Annotated in this window: 32 protein-coding genes; 3 read left to right on the top strand and 29 right to left on the bottom strand. The window is 70.4% G+C overall.

The window, feature by feature from the left end; translation table 11 throughout:
• Positions 1-84: 84 nt before the first annotated feature.
• The 6 genes from ACSMTC_RS14930 to ACSMTC_RS14955 form a co-directional block, all read right to left on the bottom strand.
• Positions 85-270 (bottom strand): hypothetical protein, encoded by a 186-nt coding sequence (locus tag ACSMTC_RS14930; RefSeq protein WP_436560185.1) that lies wholly within the window; start codon positions 268-270, stop codon positions 85-87.
• Positions 271-460: 190 nt separating this feature from the next.
• Positions 461-967, bottom strand: coding sequence for a tRNA (adenosine(37)-N6)-threonylcarbamoyltransferase complex ATPase subunit type 1 TsaE (tsaE, locus tag ACSMTC_RS14935; RefSeq protein WP_436560186.1), 507 nt, complete (start codon positions 965-967; stop codon positions 461-463).
• A 92-nt stretch (positions 968-1,059) separates the two neighbouring features.
• On the bottom strand, positions 1,060-2,436 hold the full coding sequence (locus tag ACSMTC_RS14940; RefSeq protein ID WP_436560187.1) for an alpha/beta fold hydrolase: 1,377 nt from the start codon (positions 2,434-2,436) through the stop codon (positions 1,060-1,062).
• Positions 2,433-3,626 (bottom strand): alanine racemase, encoded by a 1,194-nt coding sequence (gene alr / locus ACSMTC_RS14945; RefSeq protein ID WP_436560188.1) that lies wholly within the window; start codon positions 3,624-3,626, stop codon positions 2,433-2,435. The genes ACSMTC_RS14940 and alr overlap by 4 nt, the downstream gene beginning before the upstream one ends.
• 249 nt (positions 3,627-3,875) lie before the next feature.
• Positions 3,876-5,387: an NAD(P)H-hydrate dehydratase gene (locus tag ACSMTC_RS14950; RefSeq protein ID WP_436560189.1), complete on the bottom strand. Its 1,512-nt coding sequence runs from the start codon at positions 5,385-5,387 to the stop codon at positions 3,876-3,878.
• A 15-nt stretch (positions 5,388-5,402) separates the two neighbouring features.
• Positions 5,403-5,801 carry a holo-ACP synthase gene (locus tag ACSMTC_RS14955; protein ID WP_436560190.1) on the bottom strand — a complete coding sequence of 133 codons (399 nt, stop codon included), beginning with the start codon at positions 5,799-5,801 and terminating at the stop codon, positions 5,403-5,405.
• Between the two features lie 60 nt (positions 5,802-5,861).
• On the opposite strand from ACSMTC_RS14955, the gene cspE reads away from it, so the two are divergent.
• Positions 5,862-6,071, top strand: a complete 210-nt coding sequence (cspE, locus tag ACSMTC_RS14960; RefSeq protein ID WP_436560191.1) for a transcription antiterminator/RNA stability regulator CspE — start codon at positions 5,862-5,864, stop codon at positions 6,069-6,071.
• A 94-nt stretch (positions 6,072-6,165) separates the two neighbouring features.
• On the opposite strand, the gene glmS is transcribed toward cspE, so the two are convergent.
• Complete coding sequence (gene glmS, locus ACSMTC_RS14965) at positions 6,166-8,022, bottom strand: glutamine--fructose-6-phosphate transaminase (isomerizing) (protein ID WP_436560192.1); 1,857 nt, start codon at positions 8,020-8,022, stop codon at positions 6,166-6,168.
• Positions 8,023-8,122: 100 nt separating this feature from the next.
• Here glmS and coaA point away from each other — a divergent pair, with 100 nt between their 5' ends.
• On the top strand, positions 8,123-9,112 hold the full coding sequence (coaA, locus tag ACSMTC_RS14970) for a type I pantothenate kinase (RefSeq protein WP_436560193.1): 990 nt from the start codon (positions 8,123-8,125) through the stop codon (positions 9,110-9,112).
• A 73-nt stretch (positions 9,113-9,185) separates the two neighbouring features.
• Here the strand turns inward: coaA and glmM are convergent, their stop codons facing one another.
• The 4 genes from glmM to ACSMTC_RS14990 all read right to left on the bottom strand — a co-directional run bounded on the left by glmM (position 9,186) and on the right by ACSMTC_RS14990 (position 13,588).
• The gene (glmM, locus tag ACSMTC_RS14975; protein ID WP_436560194.1) at positions 9,186-10,550 is read right to left on the bottom strand and encodes a phosphoglucosamine mutase; all 1,365 of its coding nucleotides are present in this window, start codon (positions 10,548-10,550) and stop codon (positions 9,186-9,188) included.
• Between the two features lie 177 nt (positions 10,551-10,727).
• On the bottom strand, positions 10,728-11,231 hold the full coding sequence (gene rpsI / locus ACSMTC_RS14980; protein ID WP_436560195.1) for a 30S ribosomal protein S9: 504 nt from the start codon (positions 11,229-11,231) through the stop codon (positions 10,728-10,730).
• 48 nt (positions 11,232-11,279) lie between these two features.
• On the bottom strand, positions 11,280-11,723 hold the full coding sequence (gene rplM / locus ACSMTC_RS14985; protein ID WP_436560196.1) for a 50S ribosomal protein L13: 444 nt from the start codon (positions 11,721-11,723) through the stop codon (positions 11,280-11,282).
• A 206-nt stretch (positions 11,724-11,929) separates the two neighbouring features.
• Positions 11,930-13,588, bottom strand: coding sequence for an ABC-F family ATP-binding cassette domain-containing protein (locus tag ACSMTC_RS14990; protein WP_436560197.1), 1,659 nt, complete (start codon positions 13,586-13,588; stop codon positions 11,930-11,932).
• A gap of 106 nt (positions 13,589-13,694) precedes the next feature.
• Between ACSMTC_RS14990 and ACSMTC_RS14995 the strand changes: the two genes are divergently transcribed.
• Positions 13,695-14,834: a hypothetical protein gene (locus ACSMTC_RS14995; protein ID WP_436560198.1), complete on the top strand. Its 1,140-nt coding sequence runs from the start codon at positions 13,695-13,697 to the stop codon at positions 14,832-14,834.
• Between the two features lie 45 nt (positions 14,835-14,879).
• Here the strand turns inward: ACSMTC_RS14995 and truA are convergent, their stop codons facing one another.
• The 18 genes from truA to ACSMTC_RS15085 form a co-directional block, all read right to left on the bottom strand.
• On the bottom strand, positions 14,880-15,794 hold the full coding sequence (gene truA / locus ACSMTC_RS15000; RefSeq protein WP_436564690.1) for a tRNA pseudouridine(38-40) synthase TruA: 915 nt from the start codon (positions 15,792-15,794) through the stop codon (positions 14,880-14,882).
• A gap of 85 nt (positions 15,795-15,879) precedes the next feature.
• Positions 15,880-16,362: a 50S ribosomal protein L17 gene (gene rplQ, locus ACSMTC_RS15005; RefSeq protein WP_436560199.1), complete on the bottom strand. Its 483-nt coding sequence runs from the start codon at positions 16,360-16,362 to the stop codon at positions 15,880-15,882.
• 125 nt (positions 16,363-16,487) lie between these two features.
• Complete coding sequence (locus ACSMTC_RS15010; RefSeq protein WP_030263446.1) at positions 16,488-17,510, bottom strand: DNA-directed RNA polymerase subunit alpha; 1,023 nt, start codon at positions 17,508-17,510, stop codon at positions 16,488-16,490.
• A gap of 149 nt (positions 17,511-17,659) precedes the next feature.
• Positions 17,660-18,067: a 30S ribosomal protein S11 gene (gene rpsK, locus ACSMTC_RS15015; protein ID WP_014136257.1), complete on the bottom strand. Its 408-nt coding sequence runs from the start codon at positions 18,065-18,067 to the stop codon at positions 17,660-17,662.
• Positions 18,068-18,138: 71 nt separating this feature from the next.
• Entirely contained in the window at positions 18,139-18,519 is a 381-nt protein-coding gene (gene rpsM / locus ACSMTC_RS15020) for a 30S ribosomal protein S13 (protein ID WP_436560200.1), read from the bottom strand.
• 174 nt (positions 18,520-18,693) lie between these two features.
• Positions 18,694-18,807, bottom strand: coding sequence for a 50S ribosomal protein L36 (gene rpmJ, locus ACSMTC_RS15025; protein WP_003956441.1), 114 nt, complete (start codon positions 18,805-18,807; stop codon positions 18,694-18,696).
• Positions 18,808-18,842: 35 nt separating this feature from the next.
• The gene (gene infA, locus ACSMTC_RS15030; RefSeq protein WP_003956442.1) at positions 18,843-19,064 is read right to left on the bottom strand and encodes a translation initiation factor IF-1; all 222 of its coding nucleotides are present in this window, start codon (positions 19,062-19,064) and stop codon (positions 18,843-18,845) included.
• A gap of 171 nt (positions 19,065-19,235) precedes the next feature.
• Positions 19,236-19,661 (bottom strand): large conductance mechanosensitive channel protein MscL, encoded by a 426-nt coding sequence (gene mscL / locus ACSMTC_RS15035; protein ID WP_436560201.1) that lies wholly within the window; start codon positions 19,659-19,661, stop codon positions 19,236-19,238.
• Between the two features lie 101 nt (positions 19,662-19,762).
• Positions 19,763-20,602 carry a type I methionyl aminopeptidase gene (gene map, locus ACSMTC_RS15040; RefSeq protein ID WP_436560202.1) on the bottom strand — a complete coding sequence of 280 codons (840 nt, stop codon included), beginning with the start codon at positions 20,600-20,602 and terminating at the stop codon, positions 19,763-19,765.
• Positions 20,603-20,733: 131 nt separating this feature from the next.
• Positions 20,734-21,393, bottom strand: coding sequence for an adenylate kinase (locus tag ACSMTC_RS15045; protein WP_436560203.1), 660 nt, complete (start codon positions 21,391-21,393; stop codon positions 20,734-20,736).
• Entirely contained in the window at positions 21,393-22,700 is a 1,308-nt protein-coding gene (gene secY, locus ACSMTC_RS15050; protein WP_436560204.1) for a preprotein translocase subunit SecY, read from the bottom strand. Before secY ends, ACSMTC_RS15045 begins: the two co-directional genes overlap by 1 nt.
• 264 nt (positions 22,701-22,964) lie before the next feature.
• Positions 22,965-23,417, bottom strand: a complete 453-nt coding sequence (rplO, locus tag ACSMTC_RS15055; protein WP_436560205.1) for a 50S ribosomal protein L15 — start codon at positions 23,415-23,417, stop codon at positions 22,965-22,967.
• Between the two features lies 1 nt (position 23,418).
• Positions 23,419-23,601 (bottom strand): 50S ribosomal protein L30, encoded by a 183-nt coding sequence (gene rpmD / locus ACSMTC_RS15060; protein WP_030300409.1) that lies wholly within the window; start codon positions 23,599-23,601, stop codon positions 23,419-23,421.
• Positions 23,601-24,221, bottom strand: a complete 621-nt coding sequence (rpsE, locus tag ACSMTC_RS15065) for a 30S ribosomal protein S5 (protein WP_045305885.1) — start codon at positions 24,219-24,221, stop codon at positions 23,601-23,603. Before rpsE ends, rpmD begins: the two co-directional genes overlap by 1 nt.
• A gap of 48 nt (positions 24,222-24,269) precedes the next feature.
• On the bottom strand, positions 24,270-24,653 hold the full coding sequence (gene rplR / locus ACSMTC_RS15070) for a 50S ribosomal protein L18 (protein ID WP_030280785.1): 384 nt from the start codon (positions 24,651-24,653) through the stop codon (positions 24,270-24,272).
• A gap of 3 nt (positions 24,654-24,656) precedes the next feature.
• On the bottom strand, positions 24,657-25,196 hold the full coding sequence (gene rplF / locus ACSMTC_RS15075; RefSeq protein WP_436560206.1) for a 50S ribosomal protein L6: 540 nt from the start codon (positions 25,194-25,196) through the stop codon (positions 24,657-24,659).
• 22 nt (positions 25,197-25,218) lie between these two features.
• A complete protein-coding gene (gene rpsH, locus ACSMTC_RS15080; protein WP_436560207.1) occupies positions 25,219-25,626 on the bottom strand; it encodes a 30S ribosomal protein S8 in 408 nt (135 codons plus the stop codon).
• Between the two features lie 258 nt (positions 25,627-25,884).
• A complete protein-coding gene (locus ACSMTC_RS15085; RefSeq protein WP_344634811.1) occupies positions 25,885-26,070 on the bottom strand; it encodes a type Z 30S ribosomal protein S14 in 186 nt (61 codons plus the stop codon).

A 26,070-nucleotide genomic window follows, 5' to 3' on the forward strand; every position in this document is an offset into this window, starting at 1 on the left:
GCGAGCAGGGCCGACTCCGCAGCGGACTCCGGAGAGCCGGGCGCGACCGCCCGGGAGCGCACGGCCCCGGACGAGGACGACGGGTCAGGCGGCCCGGGGCGCCGTCGCGGGTGGCTCGGCGTCCGGCTTCGGTGGGGTGGACACGGCGGCGGCGGCCGCGCAGGCGGCCAGCAGGCTACGCATCCCGGCGGCCCGCTCTTCCTCGGCGGGTCGGGGCGTCTCGCCCCTCGGGTGCGGGGCGGGCTTGGCGGCGGGGGTGGTGCTCGGCATGGCGCCTCCCTAGTTAGGCAGACCTAACCGCGAGACCATCCCACCACGTCGGACCACCCGGCCGCAACATCTTCCCGACAGCTTGTCGGAAACCTCCCCCGTAGGTGCGACGGGCTTCACCCGATCCGGTGGCGGACCGTGGCGGATCGGGCCGGCCGGCCCCCGGCCGTTCACCGCTCCGCCGGCACCGTCAGACCGCCGCCAGCGCCGAGAGGTCGACCCCGGCCCAGCGCCCGCCGATCCCGGTGAGCGTCACCTGGCGCGGGTCGGTGTCGTCGTCGGCCGCGGCCGTGCCGCCGATCGCCCGCTCGATCCGGACTTCGAGCCGGTCCTCGGTCAGCTGCTCGACCTTGCCCTCGCCCCACTCGACCACGACCACCGACTCGGGCAGCGAGACGTCCAGGTCGAGGTCCTCCATCTCGTCCAGGCCGCCGCCCAGCCGGTAGGCGTCCACGTGCACCAGCGCGGGGCCGCCGGTCAGCGAGGGGTGCACCCGGGCGATCACGAAGGTCGGCGAGGTGACCGCCCCCCGTACCCCGAGGCCTTCGCCGAGGCCCCGGGTCAGGGTGGTCTTCCCGGCGCCCAGCTCGCCGGAGAGCAGCACCAGGTCACCCGCTCTGAGCAGGGCGGCGAGTTCCCGGCCGAGCCGGTTCATCCGCTCGGGCGAGGCGACGGTGATGGCGGTCTGCGAACCCATCGGGGTCACGGTTTCCTTCCGGGGGATCGGTCGTGCGTCAAGCAGGTCAGGTCCGGCCGGACCGGGTCGGGTCCGGCCGCCTTGGGCCGTGGTCATGCTTCGGGGCTGCCGTCCGCCCGCGCGAGGTCGTGCACGGCCTGCGGCAGCGCCGCCGCGCCGACGTGTTCGACGGCCTGCCCGAGCAGCGCGGCGAGCCGCTGGTCCAGCAGCCCGGGGCGTTCCAGCATCACCAGGTGGCCGGCGTCCTGGACCAGCACCAGCTCCGCGTCGGGCAGCTCACGGGCGATGGCCTCGCTGTGCTCGGGTGGGGTGAGCAGGTCCTTGGTGCCGGCCAGGACCAGGGTGGGGATGGAGCGCAGGTTGACGAGCGCGGCGGTCTTCTCGTGGGTGCTGAAGGCCGGGTAGAACTCGGCGACCACGTCGATCGGGGTGGCGTCCAGCAGCTGCTCGGAGAACCGGACCACGGCCGGATCCACGTCCTTGGTCCCGAAGGAGAACCTGCGGTACAGCACGCTGGTCAGGTCCGCGCCGAGGCGGCGGGTGGCCTCGACCAGTTCGACCTGGCGGCCGAGGAGGCGCACCACCCCGGGGGCCAGCCGGCGCAGCAGCTTGGCGCCGGCCACCGGCAGGCCGAGCGTGACGGAGTCCCAGTCACCGGCCAGGGTGCTGATCAGGGCGACCGCGGCCACCCGCTCACGGAACAGTTCGGGGTACTGGTCGGCGAGGGCCATCACGGTCATGCCGCCCATCGAGTGGCCGACCAGGACGATCGGGCCCTCGGGCGCGACCTCGTCGATGACGGCCTTCAGGTCGCCGCCCAGCTGGTCGATCGAGGCCTGCTCCCCGGCCAGGTAGGACCGGGAGCGCTCGGAGCGGCCGTGGCTGCGCTGGTCCCAGAAGACCAGCCGCATGCCCTCGCGCAGCGCGGCGCGCTGGAAGTGCCAGCTGTCCTGGGCGAGGCAGTAGCCGTGGCAGAAGATCACGGTCAGCGGGGGCCGCGGCTCATGGGTGGCCCCGAAGCTGCTGCGGCCCGCCTCCCCCGCCAGCGAGCCCGGGTCCCCGAGCACACCGGGCAGCCCGGTCCGGTCGGCCCGGCTCTCGCCGCGCCCGCGGGTGAACCAGCCGCGACCGGTCCGGTCCTCCTCCGGGTGCACCTGGACCGTCTCCGGCCAGCCGGTGCCGTCCAGCTCCACGTACAGCCGGGTGCCGTCCGGGGCGGCCACGGTACGCGGGCGACCGCGCAGCGAGCCGTACGGCGCGGCGGCGTCCAGTTCCTGGCGCGCCCGGCGGCGCATGGTCCGGCCGACCGTCAGCCGTTCTATCGCCACCCCGGCGGCCGCACCGGCCGCGACCACACCGAGCGAGATGCCGATCAGCCCGGCCCGGCTCACCCCGGCCGACGCCGACTCGGCGGCCTTGGCGGCCTTCGCCACCGCGGCCACCGGGCTGCCGCCGGTCGGCTCGGTCACGGCCGTGGACCCCATGAGGCGCCCACGTAGCGGCGGGGCACCCGGGCGCCGATCCGGGTGACGATCTCGTACGCGATGGTGCCGCTGGCCAGCGCCCAGTCCTCGGCGGTGGGCTCGCCGCGATCGCCGGCGCCGAACAGCAGCACCTCCTCGCCGATCTCGGGCGTGTCGCCGCCCAGGTCCACCACGAACTGGTCCATGGCGACCCGGCCGGCGACGGTCCGCCACTTGCCGCCCACCAGCACCGGTCCGGCGCTGCTCGCATGGCGCGGGATCCCGTCGGCGTATCCGAGCGGGATCAGGCCCAGGGTGGTGTCACCGGGGGTGGTGTAGTGGTGCCCGTAGCTGACACCGTGGCCGCCCGGAACCGACTTCACCAGCGCCAGCCGCGCGGACAGCGCCATCACCGGACGCAGCCCGAAGTCGGCGGGCGAGCCGACCTCGGGAACCGGCGAGACCCCGTACATCGCGAGCCCGGTGCGGACCAGGTCGTAGTGCGACTGCGGGAGCAGCAGCGTCGCCGGGGAGTTGGCGATGTGCCGTACCTCCGGGCGCAGCCCGCTGCCCTCGGCGTACGCCAACGCGGCGGCGAAGCTGTCCAGCTGCGCCTGGATGGACGGGTGGCCCGGCTCGTCCGCGGCCGCGAAGTGCGACCAGATGCCGGCCACCTTGATCTGGCCCTCGGCCTCGGCGCGCAGCGCCCGGGCGACCAGCTCCGGCCAGTCGTGCGGCTGGCAGCCGTTGCGGCCCAGGCCGGTGTCGGCCTTCAGGTGCACCCTGGCGCTGATGCCGGTCTCCCGGACCGCCGCCAGCAGCTCGTCCATGGCCCACTGACCGCTCACCGAGACGTCCAGCTCGGCGCGGAGCGCCTGCCGCCAGGGGCCGCCCGGCGTCCACAGCCAGCACAGCACGCGCGCCTGGTCCGGGCCGATCCCGGCCGCGCGCAGCGCCAGCGCCTCCTCCGGCGTGGCCGCGCCCAGCCAGTTCACGCCCGCCGCGACCGCCTCGCGGGCACACTGCACCGCGCCGTGGCCATAGGCGTCCGCCTTGACCACCGCCATCAGTGCGGGGCCGCCGGCGCGCTCCCGCAACGCGGTCAGGTTCCCGCGCAGGGCGGCGAGATCGATGGTCGCCTCGGCCCGGACCCCGTGCGTGAGCAGGGCCGGATCGGTCGTGTTCGCAGTTGTCATCGCGTAACAGTCTCCCAGACCCGCACGGCGCCACCGGCGAACCCCTGGATCGACGCGGCGGCAGGACTCCTGAAGACGCTTCCGGACCGCCCGGCGGTTCCCGTTCCGGACCGTCCGGGTGAACCCCCGGGGCACCGGGGGAAGCCGTGCGGAAAACCCACGGCGACGGCCGCCCCGGCCGCATCGTCCGGGGCCGGCCCGCCGGTCGCGGTCGCGGTCGCGGTCGCGCCGATCGGGGGCGCCGCCCCGTCACTCGGGCCGGTCGGCCGCCCGTACGGTCCGCCAGGCGGCCGGGAGAGCCGCGGCGACGTCCAGGGCGGTGGCCGGGGCGCCGCCCGCGGCGGCCTCACGGCCGGCCAGGCCGTGCAGATAGGCGGCGGCCGAGGCGGCGTCGAGCGGGCCCAGGCCGGCGGCGAGGAGCGAACCCGCCAGGCCGGAGAGGACGTCGCCGCTGCCCGCCGTGGCCAGCCACGAGGTGCCGGTCGGGTTCACCCGTACGTCGCCCTCGGGCGTGGCGATCACCGTCGTGGAGCCCTTCAGCAGCACGGTCGCCCCGTACGCCTCGGCCAGTCGCCGCGCGGTGGCCAGCCGGGCCGCGGCCAGTTCCCCGGCCGCGGGCGGCGAGGCCGCGGCCCGTGCCCCCCGCCCCGCTACGGCGTCCTCGGCTGCTGCGGCCCCGCGCTCCGCTCCCGCCAGGAGGCGGGCGGCCTCGCCGGTGTGCGGGGTGAGCACGGTGGGTGCGGTCCGCCCGGCCAGCGCGGCGGGTCCCAGGCGGGCGAGTTCGGTGAGGCCGTCGGCGTCGACCAGCACCGGGACCTCGCTCGCCAGGGCCTCCTGCAGGGCGCGGGCGGCCCCGTCCCCGGAGCCCGGCCCGACCACCCAGGCCTGCACCCGCCCGGCCCCGGCCGGGGATCCCTCGGTGACCAACGTCTCGGGAAAGCGCCGGACCACCTCCTCGGCGGCCGTGCCCACGTACCGGACGGCTCCCGCCCCGCCCCGCAGCGCGCCCGCCACCGCGAGCAGCGCCGCGCCGGGGTACCGCGCCGACCCCGCGGCGACCCCGACCACGCCCCGCCGGTACTTGTCGCTCTCCACCGACGGCACCGGGAGCAGCGCGGCCAGATCCGGGTGCTGAAGGACCGTCACCGCCGGGCTGGGCGCCGTCAGCCCGATGTCCACCAGCTGGAGCACACCCGCGTACGAGGCGCCGGGATCGATCAGCAGCCCGGGCTTGTAGGTGCCGAAGCACACCGTCACATCCGCCCGCAGCGCGACGCCGGGCACCTCGCCGCTGTCCGGGTCGACCCCGCTCGGTACGTCCACGGCGACCACCACACCGCGCCGCTCGGCCCGGGCGAACGGCTGCGCCTCGGGCCGCAGTCCGCCACGGCCGCCGATACCGACGATGCCGTCGAGGACCAGGTCCGCCCGTTCGAAGGCGCGCTGATCGGACGTCACCCGGCCGCCCGCGGCCAGCAGCGCGGCGAGAGCGCCCCGGTGCGCCTTCTCGGGCGCGAGCAGGATCGCGCTGACCGCCGCGCCGCGCCGGGCCAGCCGGGCGCCCGCGTACAGGGCGTCGCCGCCGTTGTCCCCGCTGCCCGCGAGGACGAGGACCCGGCTGCCGTACACCCGGCCGAGCAGTCGGGCGCAGGTGGCGGCGAGTCCGGCCGCGGCCCGCTGCATCAGGGTGCCTTCGGGCAGCCGGGCCATCAGCTCGGCCTCCGCCGCGCGTACTTGCTCGACCGTGTGTGCGTGGCGCACGGTGCCCTCCCCGGCTCAGCCTTCGGCGATCACTACTGCCGACGCTACGCCCGCGTCGTGGCTGAGCGATACGTGCCACGACGTCACGCCCAGTTCCGCCGCCCGGGCCGCGACCGTACCGGTCACCCTCAGCACCGGCCGGCCGGAACCCTCGGTGTGCACCTCGGCGTCGGTCCAGCGCAGTCCCGGCGGTGCGCCGAGCGCCTTGGCCAGTGCCTCCTTGGCGGCGAACCGCGCGGCCAGCGAGGCCGCCCCGCGCCGCTGCCCGGACGGCAGCAGCAGTTCGGCCGCGGTGAACAGCCGTTCGGCCATGCCCGGTGTCCGCGCCAGGGAGGCCTCGAAGCGCTCGATCCCCGCGACGTCGATCCCGACCCCGATGATCACCTTTTGGACTCCTTGCGCGATGTCCCACATGGAACGCGGATCCCTGGAAAGGATTGCGGTCACATCCGTACCACGCAGAGGAAATCATCGATGGCGAAGATCAACGGTCAGGTCAAGTGGTTCAACGAGGCCAAGGGCTTCGGCTTCATCTCCCCCGCTGACGGCAGCAAGGACGTGTTCGTCCACTTCAGCGCCATTCAGGGCAACGGCTTCAAGACCCTTGCCGAGGGGCAGTACGTGGAGTTCGAGATCGAGGCCGGTGCCAAGGGCCCGGCGGCCGTCAACGTGGTCGCGCTCTGAGACGCGCGGGGCCCGTCCCTCCCGGGGTTCCGGGAGGGACGGGCCCACGTGCGCGGTGGCCGACCGCGTCGTCGGTCGGCTCGTTCGCCGGTGGCTACTCCACCGTCACCGACTTCGCCAGGTTGCGCGGCTGGTCCACCTCGTGGCCCTTGGCGGTCGCCAGCTCGCAGGCGAAGACCTGGAGCGGAACGGTCGACACCAGCGGCTGCAGCAGGGTCGGGGTGGCCGGGATGCGGATCAGGTGGTCGGCGTACGGGACGACGGCCTCGTCGCCCTCCTCCGCGATCACGATCGTGCGGGCGCCACGGGCCCGGATCTCCTGGATGTTGGAGACGATCTTGTCGTGCAGGATCGAGCGGCCGCGCGGCGACGGCACGACCACGACGACCGGCAGACCCTCCTCGATCAGCGCGATCGGACCGTGCTTGAGCTCGCCCGCCGCGAAGCCCTCGGCGTGCATGTACGCCAGCTCCTTGAGCTTGAGCGCGCCCTCCAGGGCCACCGGGAAGCCGACGTGGCGGCCGAGGAACAGCACCGAGCGGGCGTCGGCCAGCGAGCGGGCCAGCTCGCGCACCGGCTCCATGGTCTCCAGCACCTGCTCCACCTGCTTCGGCGCGTCGCCGAGCTCGCGGATGATGTCGAAGATCTCGTCGCCCCACTTGGTGCCGCGCACCTGGCCGAGGTACAGCGCGACCAGGTAGCAGGCCACCAGCTGGGTCAGGAACGCCTTGGTGGACGCGACCGCGACCTCCGGGCCGGCGTGGGTGTACAGCACCGCGTCCGACTCGCGCGGGATGGTCGAGCCGTTGGTGTTGCAGATCGCCAGCACCTTGGCGCCCTGCTCGCGCGCGTGCCGCAGCGCCATCAGGGTGTCCATGGTCTCGCCGGACTGCGAGATGGCGACCACGAGGGTGCGGTCGTCCATGATCGGGTCGCGGTAGCGGAACTCCGAGGCGACCTCGACCTCGCAGGGGATGCGGGTCCAGTGCTCGATCGCGTACTTGGCGATCATGCCCGCGTGGTACGCGGTACCGCAGGCGACGATCACGACCTTGTCGATCTCGCGCAGCACCGAGTCGGAGATGCGCAGCTCGTCCAGGGTCAGCCGGCCGTCGGTGCCGATCCGGCCGAGCAGGGTGTCGGCGACCGCCTTCGGCTGCTCGGCGATCTCCTTGAGCATGAAGTAGTCGTAGCCGCCCTTCTCGGCGGCGGAGGCGTCCCAGTCGACGTGGTACTCGCGGACCTCGGCCGGGGTGCCGTCGAAGTTGGTGACCGTCACGCCCTCGCGGCGCAGCTCGACGACCTGGTCCTGGCCCAGCTCGATGGCCTCGCGGGTGTGCGCGATGAAGGCGGCGACGTCGGAGGCGAGGAAGTTCTCGCCCTCGCCGCGGCCGACCACCAGCGGGGAGTTGCGGCGGGCGCCGACCACCACGTCCGGGGCGTCCGCGTGCACCGCGACCAGGGTGAACGCGCCGTCCAGCTGGCGGCAGACCGCCCGCATGGCCTCGGCCAGGTCACCGTCGTAGGCCTCGGCCAGCAGGTGGGCGACCACCTCGGTGTCGGTCTCCGAGCGCAGGGTGTGGCCGCGCTCGGAGATCTCGGCCCGCAGCTGGGCGAAGTTCTCGATGATGCCGTTGTGGACGACGGCGACCTTGCGGTCGTCGTCCAGGTGGGGGTGGGCGTTCGCGTCGGTCGGACCGCCGTGGGTGGCCCAGCGGGTGTGGCCGATTCCGGTGGTGCCGGCGGGCAGCGGCGTCTCGGCGAGGGACTTCTCCAGGTTGGCCAGCTTGCCGGCCCGCTTGTCGGTGGCGAGGCTCCACTGCCCGTCGGCGCCTCGGGTCTGCACGGCCACACCGGCGGAGTCGTACCCGCGGTACTCCAGCCGCTGCAGTCCTGCGATCACTACGTCGAGGGCCGTCTGAGAGCCCACATATCCAACAATTCCGCACATGTGAGCCAGCATAAGCGTGCGAGGACCCGCCTCGTTCCAGCCAACCGGCCACAGCCCGTGACCGACACCACACCGCCCAGGTGGTCGACGACGGCTCACAATGGAGCATGTGCTGACCGAACTCTGTACCCGGGGCGCCTCCACGCCGACCCCTTCCCCGTACGTGGATCTGGACCGGGCCGAGTGGAGCGCCCTGCGCGAGCGCACGCCTCTGCCGCTGACCGCCGACGAGGTCGAGAGACTCCGGGGCCTGGGCACGGCGCTCGACCTGGACGAGGTCAGGGACGTCTACCTGCCGCTCTCCCGGCTGCTCAACCTCTACATCCACGCCACCCACGAACTGCGCGGCGCCCTGGGCACCTTCCTTGACACCCCGGACACCGAGCGCACCCGCACCCCGTTCGTGATCGGAGTGGCCGGCTCGGTCGCGGTCGGCAAGTCCACCACCGCCCGCCTGCTGCAGGCCCTGCTCGCCCGCTGGCCCGAACACCCCCGGGTCGAGCTGGTCACCACCGACGGCTTCCTGCTGCCCAACGCCGAGCTGCGCCGCCGCGGCCTGATGGCCCGCAAGGGCTTCCCCGAGTCCTACGACCGCCGGGCGCTGATGCGCTTCGTGGCGGATGTGAAGGCGGGCAAGGAGCGGGTCTCCGCGCCGGTGTACTCACACCTGGTGTACGACATCGTGCCGGACCAGCGGCTGACCGTGGAGCGCCCGGACATCCTGATCGTCGAGGGCCTGAACGTGCTCCAGCCCGCCCTGCCGGGCACGGACGGCCGCACCCGCCTGGCGGTGGCCGACTACTTCGACTTCTCGATCTACGTGGACGCCCGCACCGACGACATCGAGAGCTGGTACCTGGACCGCTTCAAGAAGCTGCGCGACACCGCCTTCCAGGACCCCAACTCCTACTTCCAGCGCTTCACCGAGGTGCCCGAGGAGGAGGCGATGGAGTACGGCCGCCAGGTCTGGCGCACCATCAACCGCCCCAACCTGCTGGAGAACGTCCTGCCCACCCGCGGCCGGGCCACCCTGATCCTGCAGAAGGGCCCGGACCACAAGGTCCGCCGCGCACTGCTGCGCAAGCTCTGACCCCTGGACCGGCAGCCCCCTGCCCGGCGGGCAGGGGGCTGTTGACGCCTCGTCGGTCCTACCTGACGCCGGTTCAGCCCAGGTGGGTGCGGACGGCCTCGGCCAGCCGCTCGGCGACCGCCTTGGCCTGCTCCGGGTCGGCCGCCTCGACCATCACCCGGACCAGCGGCTCGGTGCCCGAGGGGCGCAGCAGCACCCGGCCGGTGTCGCCCAGCTCGGTCTCCGCCTCCTTGACCGCCTGGGTGAGCTCCTCCGAGGCGTTCACCCGGGTGCGGTCCACGCCCTTGACGTTGATCAGGACCTGCGGCAGCCGGGTCATCACGGCGGCCAGCTCGGCCAGCGGCTTCCTGGTGGCGGCCAGGCGGGCGCCCAGCATCAGGCCGGTCAGGGTGCCGTCGCCGGTGGTGGCGTGGTCCAGCAGGATGACGTGGCCGGACTGCTCGCCGCCCAGCGCGTAGCCCTCGGCCTTCATCGCCTCCAGCACGTACCGGTCGCCGACCGAGGTCTCGACCACCTCGATGCCCTCGCGCCGCATCGCCTGCTTGAACCCCAGGTTGGACATCACGGTGGCGACGGCGGTGTTGCGGCGCAGCGTGCCGGCCTCCTTCATGGCCAGCGCGAGGATGGCGATGATCTGGTCGCCGTCCACCTCGTTGCCCTCGGGGTCGGCGGCCAGGCAGCGGTCGGCGTCGCCGTCCAGGGCGATACCGAGGTCGGCCTGGTACTCCTTCATCGCGGCGCGCAGCTTGTCCAGGTGGGTGGAGCCGACGCCGTCGTTGATGTTGAGGCCGGTCGGCTCCGTCCCCAGGGTGTGGACGACCTCGGCGCCCGCGCGGGCGAAGGCCTCGGGGGCGACCCGGGCGGCCGCACCGTGGGCTCCGTCGATGACGACCCGGATCCCGTCCAGACGGTTGGGCAGCACACCGATCAGGTGGGCGACGTAGCGGTCGAAGCCCTCGTTGTACGAGCGGACCCGGCCGACGGCCTCCCCGGTGGGGCGCTGCCAGTTCTCGTCGCCGACGCCGTAGCGGGCGTAGTGCGCCTCGATGGCGTCCTCGATGGCGTCGTCCAGCTTGTGGCCGCCACGGGCGAGGAACTTGATGCCGTTGTCGGGCATGGCGTTGTGGCTGGCGGAGAGCATCACGCCGAAGTCGGCGCCGAGCGCGCCGGTCAGGTACGCCACGGCGGGCGTCGGCAGCACGCCGACCCGCAGCACGTCGACACCCGCGCTGGCCAGACCGGCGATCACCGCGGCCTCCAGGAACTCACCGGACGCTCGCGGGTCGCGGCCCACCACCGCGATCGGGCGATGCCCCTCGAAAGCCCCGGCATCACCGAGTACGTGCGCCGCGGCCACCGAGAGGCCGAGCGCCAGTTCGGCGGTCAGGCCCTCGTTGGCCACACCGCGCACACCATCCGTACCGAAGAGTCGTCCCACGTTCCTGGTCCTCCGTCGCCAAAGTTACTGGCCAATTTCTCGCGGCTCCCCCGCCTCCGCACCGGCGTGAATGGGGAGAAAAGCACGACGCCCCGGAGCACACGGGGTGCTCCGGGGCGTACGACTGCACCCAAGGGTGCGAACCATCGCAGATGGTACGCCCCCCGGCGGAGGTGCTTAGCGCTTGCTGTACTGCGGCGCCTTGCGGGCCTTCTTCAGACCGGCCTTCTTGCGCTCGACGGCGCGGGCGTCACGGGTCAGGAAGCCGGCCTTCTTGAGGGCGCCGCGGTTGTTGTCCACGTCGGCCTCGTTCAGGGCACGGGCGACGCCGAGGCGCAGCGCGTAGGCCTGACCGGAGACGCCGCCACCCGAGATGCGGGCGATGACGTCGTAACGGCCGTCCAGCTCAAGCAGCTTGAAGGGCTCGTTGACGGTCTGCTGGTGCACCTTGTTGGGGAAGTAGTTCTCCAGGGTGCGACCGTTGATCTTCCACTGGCCGGTGCCCGGGACGATGCGCACGCGGGCGATCGCCTCCTTGCGGCGGCCGAGGCCGGCGCCCGGGTTGGCCTCGCCGAAGCGGCCGGCCAGCGACTCAGAGGTGTACTCGGTCTCCGAGGTGTACTCTTCGACGTTCTCGTCGAAGTCGACCTCGAGGGTGTTCTCGATGGCAGTCTCGGCCACGGTGTTCCTCAGCTCCTGTTATTCAGTGATGGGGTTGGGTGGCCGGAATTACTGCGCGACCTGGGTGATCTCGAACGGCACCGGCTGCTGGGCAGCGTGCGGGTGCGTCGAGCCCGAGTAGACCTTCAGCTTCGAGAGCATCTGGCGGCCCAGGCTGTTCTTGGGGATCATGCCCTTGATGGCCTTCTCGACGGCCTTCTCCGGGTTCTTGTCCAGAAGGTCGTCGTAGCGGACCGAGCGGAGACCGCCCGGGAAACCGCTGTGGCGGTAGGCCAGCTTCTGGGTCTTCTTGTTACCCGACAGGTGCACCTTGTCCGCGTTGATGATGATGACGAAGTCACCAGTGTCAACGTGCGGCGCGTAGATCGCCTTGTGCTTGCCCCGGAGGAGGTTGGCGGCCTGGGAAGCCAGGCGGCCGAGCACGACGTCGGTCGCGTCGATGACGTGCCACTGACGCTGGACGTCGCCGGGCTTGGGGCTGTACGTACGCACGGTCGTAGCCTTCGCTTTTCAGTGAGTGGGTCCTGACAGGAGCACCCGGACGAAGAGATCAGCCTGGTCCCGCTTGGACGCAATCAAGGGGAGCCGCTGATCGACGGCCTGGTTGTCTCCGGCGTACCGACCTCTCACGTGAGATGGAGCGAGCCAATACGCACAACAAGCACCCACAATACCGTTCATCCGCCCGTGGGCCAAAATCAGCGCTCCCGTACCACCCGGGTCTCGTCCCAGACCGGCTCCGGCGCCTCGTAGACCCTGCCGTCCGAGCCGAAGACCAGGAAGCGGTCGAAGGTGCGGGCGAACCAGCGGTCGTGGGTGACGCAGAGCACCGTGCCGTCGAAGGCCTCCAGGCCCTCCTGCAGCGCCTCGGCGCTCTCCAGGTCGAGGTTGTCGGTGGGCTCGTCCAGCAGCAGGGCGGTCACACCGGACAGCTCCAGCTTGAGGATCATCAGCCTGGCCTGCTGGCCACCGGAGAGCGACTCGAACTTCTGCTCCTCCTGGCGGTCCAGCTCGTAGCGGCGCAGCGCGCTCATCGCCGCCTTGCGGTCGAGGGCGTGCTCCTCCTCGATGATCGAGCGGACGGTACGGCCGAACAGCTCCGGGTGGGCGTGGGTCTGCCGGAAGTGGCCGGGGACCACCCGGGCGCCGAGCTTCCAGGAGCCGGTGTGCGCCACCGACTCGTCGCCCGCCAGCATCCGCAGGAAGTGCGACTTGCCGGAGCCGTTGGAGCCCAGCACCGCGACCCGCTCGCCGTAGTAGACCTCGAGGTCGAACGGCTGCATGAGGCCGGTGAGTTCGAGCTTCTCCAGGGTGACCGCGCGTACGCCGGTCCGGCCGCCCTTGAGCCGCATGCTGATCTTCTGCTCGCGCGGCGGCGCCTCCGGGCGGCCCGCCTCCTCGAACTTCTTCAGCCTGGTCTGCGCGGCGGCGTACCGGGAGGCCATGTCGTGGCTGACCGCGGCCGCCTGGCGCAGGGTGACCACCAGCTTCTTCAGCTTGGCGTGCTCCTCGTCCCAGCGCCGGCCGAGCTCCTCGATCCGCTCGAAGCGCTCCTTGCGGGCCTCGTGGAAGGAGTCGAAGCCGGAACCGTGCACCCAGACGCTGCTGCCCGCCGCACCGGTCTCGACGCTGACGATCTTGTCGGCGCTGCGCGAGAGCAGCTCGCGGTCGTGCGAGATGAACAGGACGGTCTTGGGGGTGGCCTTGAGCGCCTCCTCCAGCCAGCGCTTGCCCGGCACGTCCAGGTAGTTGTCCGGCTCGTCCAGCAGCAGCACCTCCTCGGGGCCGCGCAGCAGCGCCTCCAGGACCAGCCGCTTCTGCTCACCGCCCGAGAGGGTGTTCAGCCCGCGCCACTGGGCCTTGTCGAACGGCATGCCGAGAGCCGCCATGGTGCAGACGTCCCAGTCGGTCTCGTAGTCGTAGCCGCCGACGTCCGCCCAGTCGGAGAGCGCCTGGGCGTACGCCATCTGGGTCTTCTCGTCGTCCTGGGCCATCATCGCCAGCTCCGCGGCGTCCACGGCACGGGCGGCGGTGGCGATCCGCTCGGGCGCGATGGAGACCAGCAGATCGCGTACGGAGGCGTCCGGAGGGAGTGCGCCGGGCGTCGCACGCTGGTCCTCGCGGCCGGTGGTACCGACGAACTGGCGCATCACACCGAGGCCGCCGCTGACCGTGACCGAGCCGCCGTGCGGCTGGATGTCCCCGGCGATCATGCGCAGCAGGGTGGTCTTGCCTGCGCCGTTCGCGCCGACCAGGGCCACGTTGGCCCCCTCGCCCACCCGGAAGGACGCGTCGTCGAACAGCACCCGCCCGTCCGGCAGGTAGTACTCCAGGTGCGAAATCTCGACGTGTCCCATAGGTCGGATTTTGCTACGCCGCCCCTCCTCGGCCCAAACGGATTTCGGTACCGATCCGGTTGCGCCTGCCGGGCGGGGACGGTGCCATGCCCTAAAATTCGCGCTTATGAACGATGGGGCGGGAACCACACCAGGACCGGGCGGGCAGCAGTCGGGCGCGCAGCAGCCGCAGAACCCTGCGGTGCCTCCGCAGACGGCGCCTCCCGCCTCTCCGTTCCCCGCCCATGTCCAGCCGCAGCCGCCGGCGGGACAGCAGCCGATACCTCCCGGCCAGCCCGGTGGCTTCCCCCCGCCGGCACCCGGCCAGGGCTTCCCCTCCGGCCAGCCCAGCTACGGCTACCCGCCCCAGGGCGGCGGCTACGGCTACCCGCCGCAGAGCGGTTACGGCTACCCGCCGCTCGCGCACCCGGGCGAGCCGGACTGGGCGGAGCTGGCCGACCAGAACGAGGCGGCCACCCGTCGCCGCAAGCGGCTGCTGATGATCAGCGGCGGTGTGCTGGCCCTCGCCGCGGTGGTCGGGATCGTGGCCACCACACTGCTGCTCTCCGGCGGCAAGAAGGACGACAAGACGGTCGCCGCCCCGTCCGCGAGCGCCAGTCCGTCGGCCGCCGACGACGGCGGCGACGGCACGCCGGGCCCCCCGCCGACCACGCCCGAGGGCTTCCTGAACCAGGCCAGGACCGACACCGCGCCGCTGACCCCGCAGACCCTGTTCGCCGAGAACCAGATCACCGAGGGCAACCGCCAGTACACCCTGGCCGCCAGCGGTGTCACCGCGACCAAGGACTGCTCGGCCGGCTTCGACTCCGACCTGGCCGCGATCGCCAAGACCTTCGGCTGCCTGAACGTCTTCCGCGCCACCTACGTCAACGGCTCGACCGCCGTGACGCTGGCCATCGCGGACTTCCCGAGCAGTGTGAGCGCGGACAAGACGGCCAAGGCCGCCGCCTCGATGACGATCAACGCTCTGGTGGACGGGGGCAGCGCCCCGAAGTTCTGCCAGGGCGACGCCGCCTGCCGCAGCAGCCGCACCTCCTTCGGCCGCTACTACATCAGCACGCTGGCCGGACGGGCGGACGGCAAGTCCGCGACCGCCGCGGACAAGCTCGTCCCGGTGGCCGCCCGCGACCTGGCCAAGTACGGGGGCGACGTCCTGGCGGCCCGCGGCAAGGCCGCCATGGCCGCCGCCGGCGTCACCGCCCCCGCGGGCGGTTCCCCCGCCCCGAGCTCCTCGCCGACCGGCTGACGGAGCAGCGCGAAGGGGGCGCGGCTTCCCGCGCCCCCGGCCGGCTCAGCCCTGCCCGTGGGAGACCGGCTCCCCCGGGAGGGTCCGCATCCGGCGGGCCGCCCGGTTGCGCTCGGCGAGCTGGTCGTCGGCGGGATAGCCGACCTCCTCGAGCGTCAGCCCGTACGGCCGGACCACGTTGACCGCGCTGTTGCGCACCCGGCCGGCCAGCACCTCACCGGGGAACTCCAGCGGCCGGTGCCCGTCCCCGACCAGAAGCATCGCCCCGACCAGCGACCGCACCATGTTGTGGCAGAACGCGTCCGCCCGGACCGTGGCCACCGCCAGCGTGCCCTCCTGGGCCGCGTAGGTGTCCACCGGCACCCGGTCCCAGCGCAGTTCCAGCAGGGTGCGGATGGTGGTCGCGCCCTCACGCTTCTTGCAGTACGCCGCGAAGTCGTGCTCGCCGAGCAGCAGCCGCGCCGCCTCGTTCATCTTCTCGATGTCCAGCGGCCGGTCGTGCCAGAGCACATGGCCGCGCAGCAGCGGGTCCACTCCGCCCGGGTGGTCGGCCACCCGGTACGCGTACCGGCGCCAGATCGCGGCGAAGCGGGCGTCGAAGCCGTGCGGCGCCTCGCCCACCCGGTAGATCCGGATGTCGGCGGGCAGCCGCCCGGCCAGCCTGCGGAGCAGTTTCTCCCCGTGCTCGGCCCACAGCTCCACCGGCAGGTCGACATGCGCCACCTGGCCGCGCGCGTGCACCCCGGCGTCGGTCCGCCCGGCCACCGTCAGCGGGTACGGCTCGCGACTGCGGGTGACGACCTGCAGCGCGCTCTCGATCTCCTCCTGCACGGTCCGGCGCCCCCGCTGCCGTGCCCAGCCGGAGAACTCCGCGCCCTGGTACGCCAGATCGAGCCTGATCCGTACGTACCCGTCGGCCGGACCGTCCTGCTGCGGCGCCGGCTGCTCGCAATCCTTCAGCACTGCTGCTCTCTCCAGATCAGAAAAGGAACGGGCCCGCTCCCCCATTCCTGGGAGAGCGGGCCCGTCACTACACCCAAAGGTGTCAGGCGTTCTCGCCCTCGGCAGCCTCGGTGGTCTCGGCAGCCTCGGTGGCCTTCGCCTCGTCGGCCTCCTTGACGGCACGCTTGGTGGCGGCCTCGGCCTCGCCGACGGCGGTCTGCGCGACGGTCAGCGCCTCGACCAGCTCGATCACGGCCATCGGGGCGTTGTCGCCACGACGGGGACCGATCTTGGTGATACGGGTGTAACCACCCGGGCGGTTCTCGTAGCGCGGCGCGATCTCGGTGAAGAGGGTGTGCAGCACGGCGACGTCGGTGATGGTCTTGCGGACCAGACGACGGTTGTGCAGGTCACCCTTCTTGGCCTTGGTGATCAGCTTCTCCGCCAGCGGGCGCAGGCGACGGGCCTTGGCCTCGGTGGTGGTGATGCGGCCGTACTGGAACAGCTCACGGGCCAGACCGGCGAGCAGCAGCGGCTCGTGGTGCGGGCCACCGCCGAGGCGGGCACCCTTGGTGGGACGCGGCATGGAATTTCTCCTTGAATCTCCGACTGCGGCCGTACCAGGTACCGCAGCGGGCGTACGGGCACTGTGCCCGTACGACTTGCATGAAGCGGGGACGGCTCACGGGGAGCCGCCCCCACGACAAACTCTTAGTACTGCTCGGTCTCCGCGTAGCCCTGGTCGTCCAGGTCGTCGGCGCCGAAGGCGTCGGCGGCAGCGGTCGGGTCGAACCCGGGCGGGCTGTCCTTGAGGGCCAGGCCCATGCCGGCCAGCTTCGCCTTGACCTCGTCGATCGACTTCGCACCGAAGTTGCGGATGTCGAGCAGGTCGGCCTCGGAGCGGGCGACGAGCTCACCCACGGTGTGGATGCCCTCGCGCTTGAGGCAGTTGTAGGAGCGGACGGTGAGCTCCAGCTCCTCGATCGGCAGCGCCAGGTCGGCGGCCAGGGCGGCGTCCGTCGGGGACGGGCCCATGTCGATGCCCTCGGCGTCGATGTTCAGCTCGCGGGCGAGGCCGAACAGCTCCACCAGGGTCTTGCCGGCCGAGGCCATGGCGTCGCGCGGACGCATGGCGGGCTTGGTCTCGACGTCGACGATCAGCTTGTCGAAGTCGGTCCGCTGCTCGACACGGGTGGCCTCGACCTTGTAGGTGACCTTCAGCACGGGGCTGTAGATCGAGTCGACCGGGATACGGCCGATCTCCTGGCCGGAGGCCTTGTTCTGGACGGCGGAGACGTAGCCGCGACCGCGCTCGACGGTCAGCTCCATCTCCAGCTTGCCCTTGCCGTTCAGGGTGGCGAGGACCAGCTCGGGGTTGTGCACCTCGACACCGGCCGGCGGCGCGATGTCGGCGGCGGTGACGACACCCGGGCCCTGCTTGCGCAGGTACATCACGACCGGCTCGTCGTGCTCCGAGGAGACGACCAGCTGCTTGATGTTCAGGATGAGGTCGGTGACGTCCTCCTTGACACCCGGCACGGTGGTGAACTCGTGCAGGACACCGTCGATCCGGATGCTGGTGACAGCAGCGCCGGGGATCGAGGAGAGGAGCGTACGGCGGAGCGAGTTGCCGAGGGTGTAGCCGAAGCCCGGCTCCAGCGGCTCGATCACGAACCGCGAGCGGAATTCGTCGACGACCTCTTCGGTCAGCGACGGGCGCTGAGCGATGAGCATGTTGCGATCCTCCAGTCTCCGGCGCCCACTATTTGACGCCGAACGAATGGCCTTGAGGCGGTGGCCTCACGCCAAGCGTACGGGCTCCCGAGGGAAACGGGAGCCCGTACGAGGTTTAAAGCGTTACCCGCGTGCCCGAAGGCGCTGCGTCAGACGCGGCGGCGCTTCGGCGGACGGCAGCCGTTGTGCGGGGTGGGGGTGACGTCCTGGATCGAGCCGACCTCCAGGCCGGTGGCCTGGAGCGAGCGGATCGCGGTCTCGCGGCCGGAGCCCGGACCCTTGACGAAGACGTCAACCTTGCGCATGCCGTGCTCCTGCGCGCGACGGGCAGCGGCCTCGGCGGCCATCTGCGCGGCGAACGGGGTGGACTTGCGCGAGCCCTTGAAGCCGACGTGGCCGGCAGAGGCCCAGGAGATCACGTTGCCCGACGGGTCGGTGATCGAAACGATGGTGTTGTTGAACGTGCTCTTGATGTGCGCGTGGCCGTGAGCGACGTTCTTCTTTTCCTTGCGGCGGATCTTCTTCGCGCCGGCAGCCTGACGACCCTTGGGGGGCATAAGTCTGTTCTCCTACTGAGGTGGTCGGTCCGCTAACCCGCGGGCCGGAGGGATGTCCGGTTACGGGCGGACTACTTCTTGCCCGGCTTCTTCTTGCCGGCAATCGCGCGACGCGGGCCCTTGCGGGTACGCGCGTTGGTGTGGGTGCGCTGACCGCGGACCGGCAGGCCGCGACGGTGACGCAGACCCTCGTAGCAACCGATCTCCACCTTGCGGCGGATGTCGGCGGCCACCGCACGGCGGAGGTCACCCTCGACCTCGAAGTTCGCGTCGATGAACTTCTGCAGCTTGACGAGGTCTTCCTCGGTGATGTCACGGACGCGGATGTCCGGGTTCACACCGGTCTCGACCAGCGTCTGCTGGGCGCGGGTGCGGCCGATGCCGTAGACGTAGGTGAGGGCGATCTCGATCCGCTTCTCGCGGGGGAGATCAACGCCGGAAAGGCGTGCCATTGATGGCTCCTGTGGTTCTTCAGAGGTCTGACGTGCCGCCTACTCCGACACCTCACGGTGAGGGAGCCCCGGCCTCTGCCCGGGGGTGGCAGTCCAGCCTCCCGGCTGGATCGGACGGCCCGCTTATGACGTTTTCGCGTCGCGCGAAGTACTACGAGAAATGCTGGGGAGAGATCAGCCCTGGCGCTGCTTGTGGCGCAGGTTGTCGCAGATCACCATGACCCGACCGTGGCGGCGGATCACCTTGCACTTGTCGCAGATCTTCTTGACGCTCGGCTTGACCTTCATGGTTCAGGTTCTCCGGGTCTAGATCTGACGGTTGTTTACTTGTACCGGTAGACGATCCGGCCGCGAGTCAGGTCATAGGGGCTGAGCTCCACCACGACCCGGTCGTCCGGGAGGATGCGGATGTAGTGCATACGCATCTTGCCGCTGATGTGCGCGAGGACCTTGTGACCGTTCTGCAGCTCGACCTTGAACATGGCGTTCGGAAGAGACTCGATCACGGTGCCCTCGATCTCAATGGCGCCTTGCTTCTTTGCCATGAACTGCGAGATCCACCTTCCGGGGCCGGCTACCGCATGCGGCACGCTCGTGCGAGCCTGGGTCCACCCCACCCCTACCGGAGGTTTAGCCCCGTGGGAAGAGGGCGTGCCGAAGCACGCTACGAGTGAGCCGACGCACCATCGTAAACCAAGCATCGGCCCAAGACGAAATCAGGGCCGACTCAGCGCCGCCTGCGGCTGCACCTGGGCGGTGCAGGCCGAGCAGCGGGTGGCCGCCTCGGGGATCTCGGTCAGGCACTCGGGGCACGGCCGCAGGGCCGCCTTGGGCTTCTTCGGCAGGTAGCGGGCGGTGGCCTTGCTGACCGGGAGCACCACGCAGAAGTACAGGACGGCGGCGGTCATCACGAAGGCGATCAGCACGTTGAGGAACTGCCCGTACGGGAAGGTGACGTCCGCCACGGTGGCCCGGTAGCTCCCGAAGTCGCCGGCCGCACCGACCACCACACCCACCAGCGGGGTCAGGAAGGCCGAGACGAAGCCGTTCACCACGCCCGTGAACGCCGCACCGATCACGACACCGACCGCCATGTCGATGACGTTGCCGCGCATCATGAAATCCCGGAACCCCTTGAGCACTGCTCTCCTCTTTTTCTGCTGTGAAGCCGTTACCGACAGACCAAAATAGGACAAAGGGGCCCGGAGGTCTAAACCTCCGGGCCCCTGAACGCGTATCAGGCTCAGGCCAGCGGGTCCGGAGCCGCCGTGATGCCCAGCTTGGCCAGCGCGGCCTTGCCGCCGTCGAAGGCGGTGAGGACCAGCGGGCCCTGCTCGGTGATGGCCACCGAGTGCTCCCAGTGCGCGGCCCAGGTGCCGTCGTTGGTCACGACCGTCCAGTCGTCCTCCAGCACCGCGGTGTGCGGGGTGCCGAGCGAGACCATCGGCTCGATCGCCAGCACGGTGCCGGGGATCAGCTTGACGCCCTTGCCCCGGCGGCCCTCGACGTAGTTCAGCACGTGCGGCTCCATGTGCATCGCGCTGCCGATGCCGTGGCCGCCGTACCCCTCGGTGATGCCCCACTTGCCCTTGGGGGGCAGCGGCTGGCGGCGGATGAAGCCCTCGATCGCCTTGGAGACGTCGACCAGGCGGTTGCCCTTCTTCATCTGGGCGATGCCGGCCCACATCGAGCCCTCGGTCACCCGGCTGAGCATCTCGACCTCGGGACGGACCTCGCCGACCGGAACGGAGATCGCCGCGTCGCCGTGCCAGCCGTCCACGATCGCGCCGCAGTCGATCGAGATCAGGTCGCCCTCCATCAGCACCCGGTCACCGGGGATGCCGTGCACCACCTCGTTGTTGACCGAGGCGCAGATCACACCGGGGAACCAGAGGCCACCGTGGTCGGCACGGAAGTTGGAGGTGGCACCGTGCGAGGTGATGACCTTGTCCGCGATGTCGTTGAGCTCGCCCGTGGTGATGCCGGGGGCGACCGCCTCCCGGCATGCCTTGAGCGCCTCGGCGACGACCAGCCCGGCCACCCGCATCTTCGCGATCTGCTCGGGGGTCTTGATCTCCACCATCTGGTCACGCCTTCCACTGTTCGTCGCGCGCCCGGTCCTTGCCGGGCGGCCGTGCACTCATACCACCGTACGACGCCGAGACGGCCGGGAATCCCCGTAGGTGGGGTCTCCCGGCCGTCTCCAGGGCGTTCTCAGGCGTTCTTCTTCTGCTCCAGGGCGGCGACCGCGCGCTCGGTCACCTCGTCGACCTTGCCCAGTGCCGAGATGGTCACCAGCAGGCCCTGGTCGCCGTAGTAGCCGATGATCGGCTCGGTCTTGGAGTGGTACTCCTCCAGCCGGACCCGCACGGCCGCCTCGGTGTCGTCCGAGCGCTGGTAGAGCTCGCCACCGCACTCGTCGCAGACGCCCTCGGCCGCCGGCGGGTTGTAGACCACGTGGAACACGTGGGCGCCGTCCTTGCGGCACAGCCGGCGACCGGCGATCCGCTTGACGACCTCCTCCTCGGGGACCTCCAGGTCGAGCACACCGTCGAGCCCTATGCCCTGCTCGGCCAGGAACTCGTCCAGCGCCTTGGCCTGGCCCAGGTTGCGCGGGAAGCCGTCGAGCAGGAAGCCGTTGGCCGCGTCCGGCTGCAGCATCCGGTCCTTGGCCATGCCGATGGTGACCTCATCCGGCACCAGGCGGCCCTCGTCCATGTACGCCTTCGCCTCCAGCCCCAGCGGGGTGCCCTGGCTGATGTTGGCGCGGAACAGGTCACCGGTGGAGATGTGGGGGATGGACAGGGTCTTGGCGAGCACGTGCGCCTGAGTACCCTTCCCGGCCCCGGGAGGTCCGACGAGGACGATACGCATCAGCGGAGGAACCCTTCGTAATTACGCTGCTGGAGCTGGCTCTCGATCTGCTTCACAGTTTCGAGTCCGACGCCGACGACGATGAGGACGCTGGTGCCGCCGAACGGGAAGTTGGTCTGCTGTCCGAAGGCGACCAAGGCGATCATCGGGATCAGCGCGATCATGCCCAGATAGAGCGCACCAGGCCACGTGATACGGGTCAGCACGTAGTTAAGGTACTCGGCCGTCGGGCGGCCTGCCCGGATGCCCGGGATGAACCCACCATACTTCTTCATGTTGTCGGCAACTTCTTCGGGGTTGAAGGAGATGGCGACGTAGAAGAAGGCGAAGAACACGATCAGCACGAAGTACGTGACCATGTAGACGGGGTGGTCACCCTTGACGAAGTTGGTCCGGATCCAGGTCGCCCAGCCCGCCTGGCTGTTGGTCAGCTGGACCACCAGAGCCGGGATGTACAGCAGCGACGAGGCGAAGATGACCGGGATGACACCGGCCTGGTTCACCTTCAGCGGGATGTAGGTCGAGGTGCCGCCGAAGGCCCGGCGGCCGATCATGCGCTTGGCGTACTGGACGGGGATCCGTCGCTGGGCCTGCTCGACGAAGATCACCAGGACCACCACGACGATGCCGACCGCGATGACGCTGAAGAACTCGCCCCAGCCGCCGAACAGCTTGCCCGACTGCTTGATCGCCCACATCGAGCCCGGGAAGCCGGCCGCGATGGAGGTGAAGATCAGGATGGACATGCCGTTGCCGATGCCGCGGTCGGTGATCAGCTCACCCAGCCACATGATCACCGTGGTGCCGGCGGCCATCGTGATGACCATGACCGCGATCCGGAAGACCGACTGGTCCGGCACGATCTGGTTGGCGGCCACGCAACCGGGGAACAGCGCACCGCTGGAGGCCGTGGCCACGATGCCGGTGCCCTGCAGCACCGCGAGCGCGATGGTCAGGTAACGGGTGTACTGGGTGATCTTGGCGGTGCCGGCCTGGCCCTCCTTCTTCAGCGCCTCGAGCCGCGGGATCACCACGGTGAGGAGCTGGAGGATGATGCTGGCCGTGATGTACGGCATGATGCCGAGCGCGAAGATCGTCAGCTGGAGCAGCGCTCCACCGCTGAAGAGGTTGACCAGGCCGAACAGACCCGAGGTGGTCTGCTTGTAGCACTGGTTGACCGCGACGAAGTTGACGCCCGGCACCGGAATGTGTGCGCCCAGCCGGAACAGCACCATGATGCCCAGCGTGAACAGCAGCTTTTTGCGCAGGTCGGGCGTCTGGAACGCCCGCGCGAACGCACTGAGCACGGTGCCTCCTGCGCCTCCCGCCCATGACGGCGGGAGGGTCGGTCCTGATGGGGGAGATGAACTGTTCCCTCTGCGGGTGGCGCGGGCAAAACTCGCGCCAGCGTACAAGGGAACTCCACGGACTCTAACAGTGTGTGGCCACCCGGAAAAAGCAGATCCCGCCGCTCCCCTTCTTATGGGGTACGGGATGCCCGGATTTGACACACAAAGAGAACGGGCCCGGCACCCCCTTTCGGGAGGTGCCGGGCCCGCGAGTCACCGGTCTCAGATGAGCTCGGTCACGGAGCCGCCGGCGGCGGTGATCTTCTCGGCGGCCGAGGCGGAGACGGCGTCGACCGTCACCTGCAGCGCCACGGAGATCTCGCCCTGGCCCAGGATCTTGACGAGCTCGTTCTTGCGAACGGCGCCCTTCTCGACCAGGCCGGCGATGGTGACCTCGCCACCCTGCGGGTAGAGCTCGGCCAGCTTGTCCAGGTTCACGACCTGGAACTGCTTGTGGGCCGGGTTCTTGAAGCCCTTCAGCTTCGGCAGGCGCATGTGGAGCGGCATCTGGCCACCCTCGAAGCGCTGCGGAACCTGGTAGCGGGCCTTGGTGCCCTTGGTACCACGACCTGCGGTCTTACCCTTCGAGCCCTCACCACGGCCGACACGGATCTTGTCGGTCTTGGCACCCGGGGCGGGACGCAGGTTGTGGATCTTGATCGGCGAGTCCGCCATGTCAGTCCACCTCCTCGACCGTGACGAGGTGACGCACGGTCTGGGCCATCCCGCGGATCTCGGGACGGTCCTCCTTGACGACCACATCGTGCATGCGCTTCAGACCCAGCGAGCGCAGCGTCTCGCGGTGGTTCTGCTTGCTGCCGATGTAGGACTTGGTCTGCGTGATCTTCAGGCGAGCCATCAGGCGCTCACCCCTGCAGCACGAGCCCGCAGCAGAGCGGCGGGAGCCACGTCCTCCAGCGGCAGGCCACGGCGGGCAGCGATCTCCTCGGGGCGGACGAGGCCCTTCAGAGCAGCCACGGTGGCGTGCACGATGTTGATCGCGTTGTCCGAGCCGAGCGACTTCGACAGGATGTCGTGAACGCCGGCGCACTCCAGGACGGCGCGCACCGGACCACCGGCGATAACACCGGTACCGGGGGACGCCGGCTTCAGCAGCACGACGCCGGCGGCCTTCTCGCCCTGGATGGGGTGCGGGATGGTGCCCTGGATACGGGGAACCTTGAAGAAGTTCTTCTTGGCCTCCTCAACGCCCTTGGCGATGGCGGCCGGAACCTCCTTCGCCTTCCCGTAACCGACACCCACGGTGCCGTCACCGTCGCCCACCACGACCAGCGCGGTGAAGCTGAAGCGACGACCACCCTTGACAACCTTGGCGACACGGTTGATCGCGACGACGCGCTCGACGTAAGCGGTCTTCTCGACAACCTGGGCGGCGCCCCGGTCGTCACGCTTACGGTCGCGCCGCTCGCCGCCGGTGCCGCCGCCGGCGCCGCTACCGCGGCGCTGGGGTCCAGCCATTGGAATTACCTCTCTCGTTTACGTCCGTCGACAGAGCCGACGAGCGGCTTAGAAGTCGAGCCCGGCCTCACGAGCCGCGTCCGCCAGAGCGGCGATGCGGCCGGCGTACCGGTTGCCCGCGCGGTCGAAGACGACCGACTCGATGCCGGCGGCCTTGGCGCGCTCGGCGACCAGGCTCCCGACCTTCTTGGCCAGCTCGGTCTTGTCGCCCTCGGCGCCCTTGATGGACACGTCGAGGGTGGACGCCGACGCCAGGGTGTGACCCTTGGCGTCGTCGATGACCTGGGCGACCATGTGACGGTTCGAGCGCGTCACAACGAGGCGCGGACGCACCTCGGTGCCGACGACGCGCTTGCGAACGCGGATCGCGCGGCGCTTGCGAGCGGCGCTCTTGTAGGCGTTACCCTTGCCGATCTTGACAGAGACGCTCATCGCTTACTTACCACTCTTTCCGACCTTGCGGCGGATGACCTCGCCCGCGTACTTGACGCCCTTGGCCTTGTACGGGTCGGGCTTGCGCAGCTTGCGGATCTTGGCGGCGACCTCGCCGACCTTCTGCTTGTCGATGCCGTCCACGTGGAACTTGGTGGGCGACTCGACGACGAAGGAGATGCCCTCCGGCGCCTCGACCAGGATCGGGTGGCTGTAGCCGAGCGAGAACTCCATGCTGGAGCCCTTCGCCGCGACGCGGTAACCAACACCGCTGATCTCCAGCGACTTGCGGTAGCCCGCGGTCACGCCGGTGATCATGTTCGCCACCAGCGTGCGGCTCAGGCCGTGCAGGGCCTTCGACATACGCTCGTCGTTCGGGCGGGTGACGACCACAGTGCCGTCCTCGCCCTTGCCGATCTCGATCGGCGCGGCGACGACGTGGGTGAGGGAGCCCTTGGGGCCCTTCACCGAGACCGTCTGGCCATCGATGGTGACGTCCACGCCGGCGGGAACCGAGATGGGCAGCCGTCCAATGCGCGACATTGCTGTACCTCCGTTTCCCGAATTACCAGACGTAGGCGAGAACTTCTCCGCCTACGCCCTTCTTGGCGGCCTGCTTGTCGGTCAGGAGGCCGGACGACGTGGAGATGATCGCCACGCCCAGGCCGCCGAGAACCTTCGGCAGGTTGGTGGACTTTGCGTAAACGCGCAGACCCGGCTTGCTGATGCGCTTGATGCCGGCGATGGAGCGCTCACGGTTGGGGCCGAACTTGAGCTCGACGGTCAGCTTCTTGCCGACCTCGCCCTCTGCCGGGTCCTCAACCTTGTAGGAGGAGATGTACCCCTCCTGCTGCAGGATCTCGGCGACGTTCGCCTTGATCTTGCTCGACGGCATCACGACGGTGTCGTGGTACGCCGAGTTCGCGTTACGCAGACGCGTGAGCATGTCTGCGATGGGGTCGGTCATGGTCATGGTGGCCTCAGGCCTCTCTCGCCGTGGTTTCTCCGCACCAGGTCCCCCTCCGCGCACTCGGAGAGTGCGAAAGGGGCACAAGCGCAGGGGACCTACGACGTAGTAAGACTGGGTTGCGAGCCCTCACAGGAGGACCGCAGACACCTATGGAGGTGCCGCGGCAGGGGGCCCGACCCCACCACCTTACGGGATTCCCAATGGAAGCCCAAAAGTAGGGGCCGGGCACCACTGCTTCGCTGGATGCCTAGAACTCGCTGATTACCAGGAGCTCTTGGTCACGCCCGGCAGCTCGCCGCGGTGGGCCATCTCACGGAGGCACACACGGCACAGGCCGAACTTGCGGTACACCGAGTGCGGACGGCCGCAGCGCTGGCAGCGGGTGTAAGCCCGGACAGCGAACTTCGGCTTGCGCTCGGACTTAGCGATCAGGGACTTCTTCGCCAT

This window comes from Kitasatospora sp. HPM-01-4, from assembly GCF_051374625.1.
Lineage (GTDB): Bacteria > Actinomycetota > Actinomycetes > Streptomycetales > Streptomycetaceae > Kitasatospora.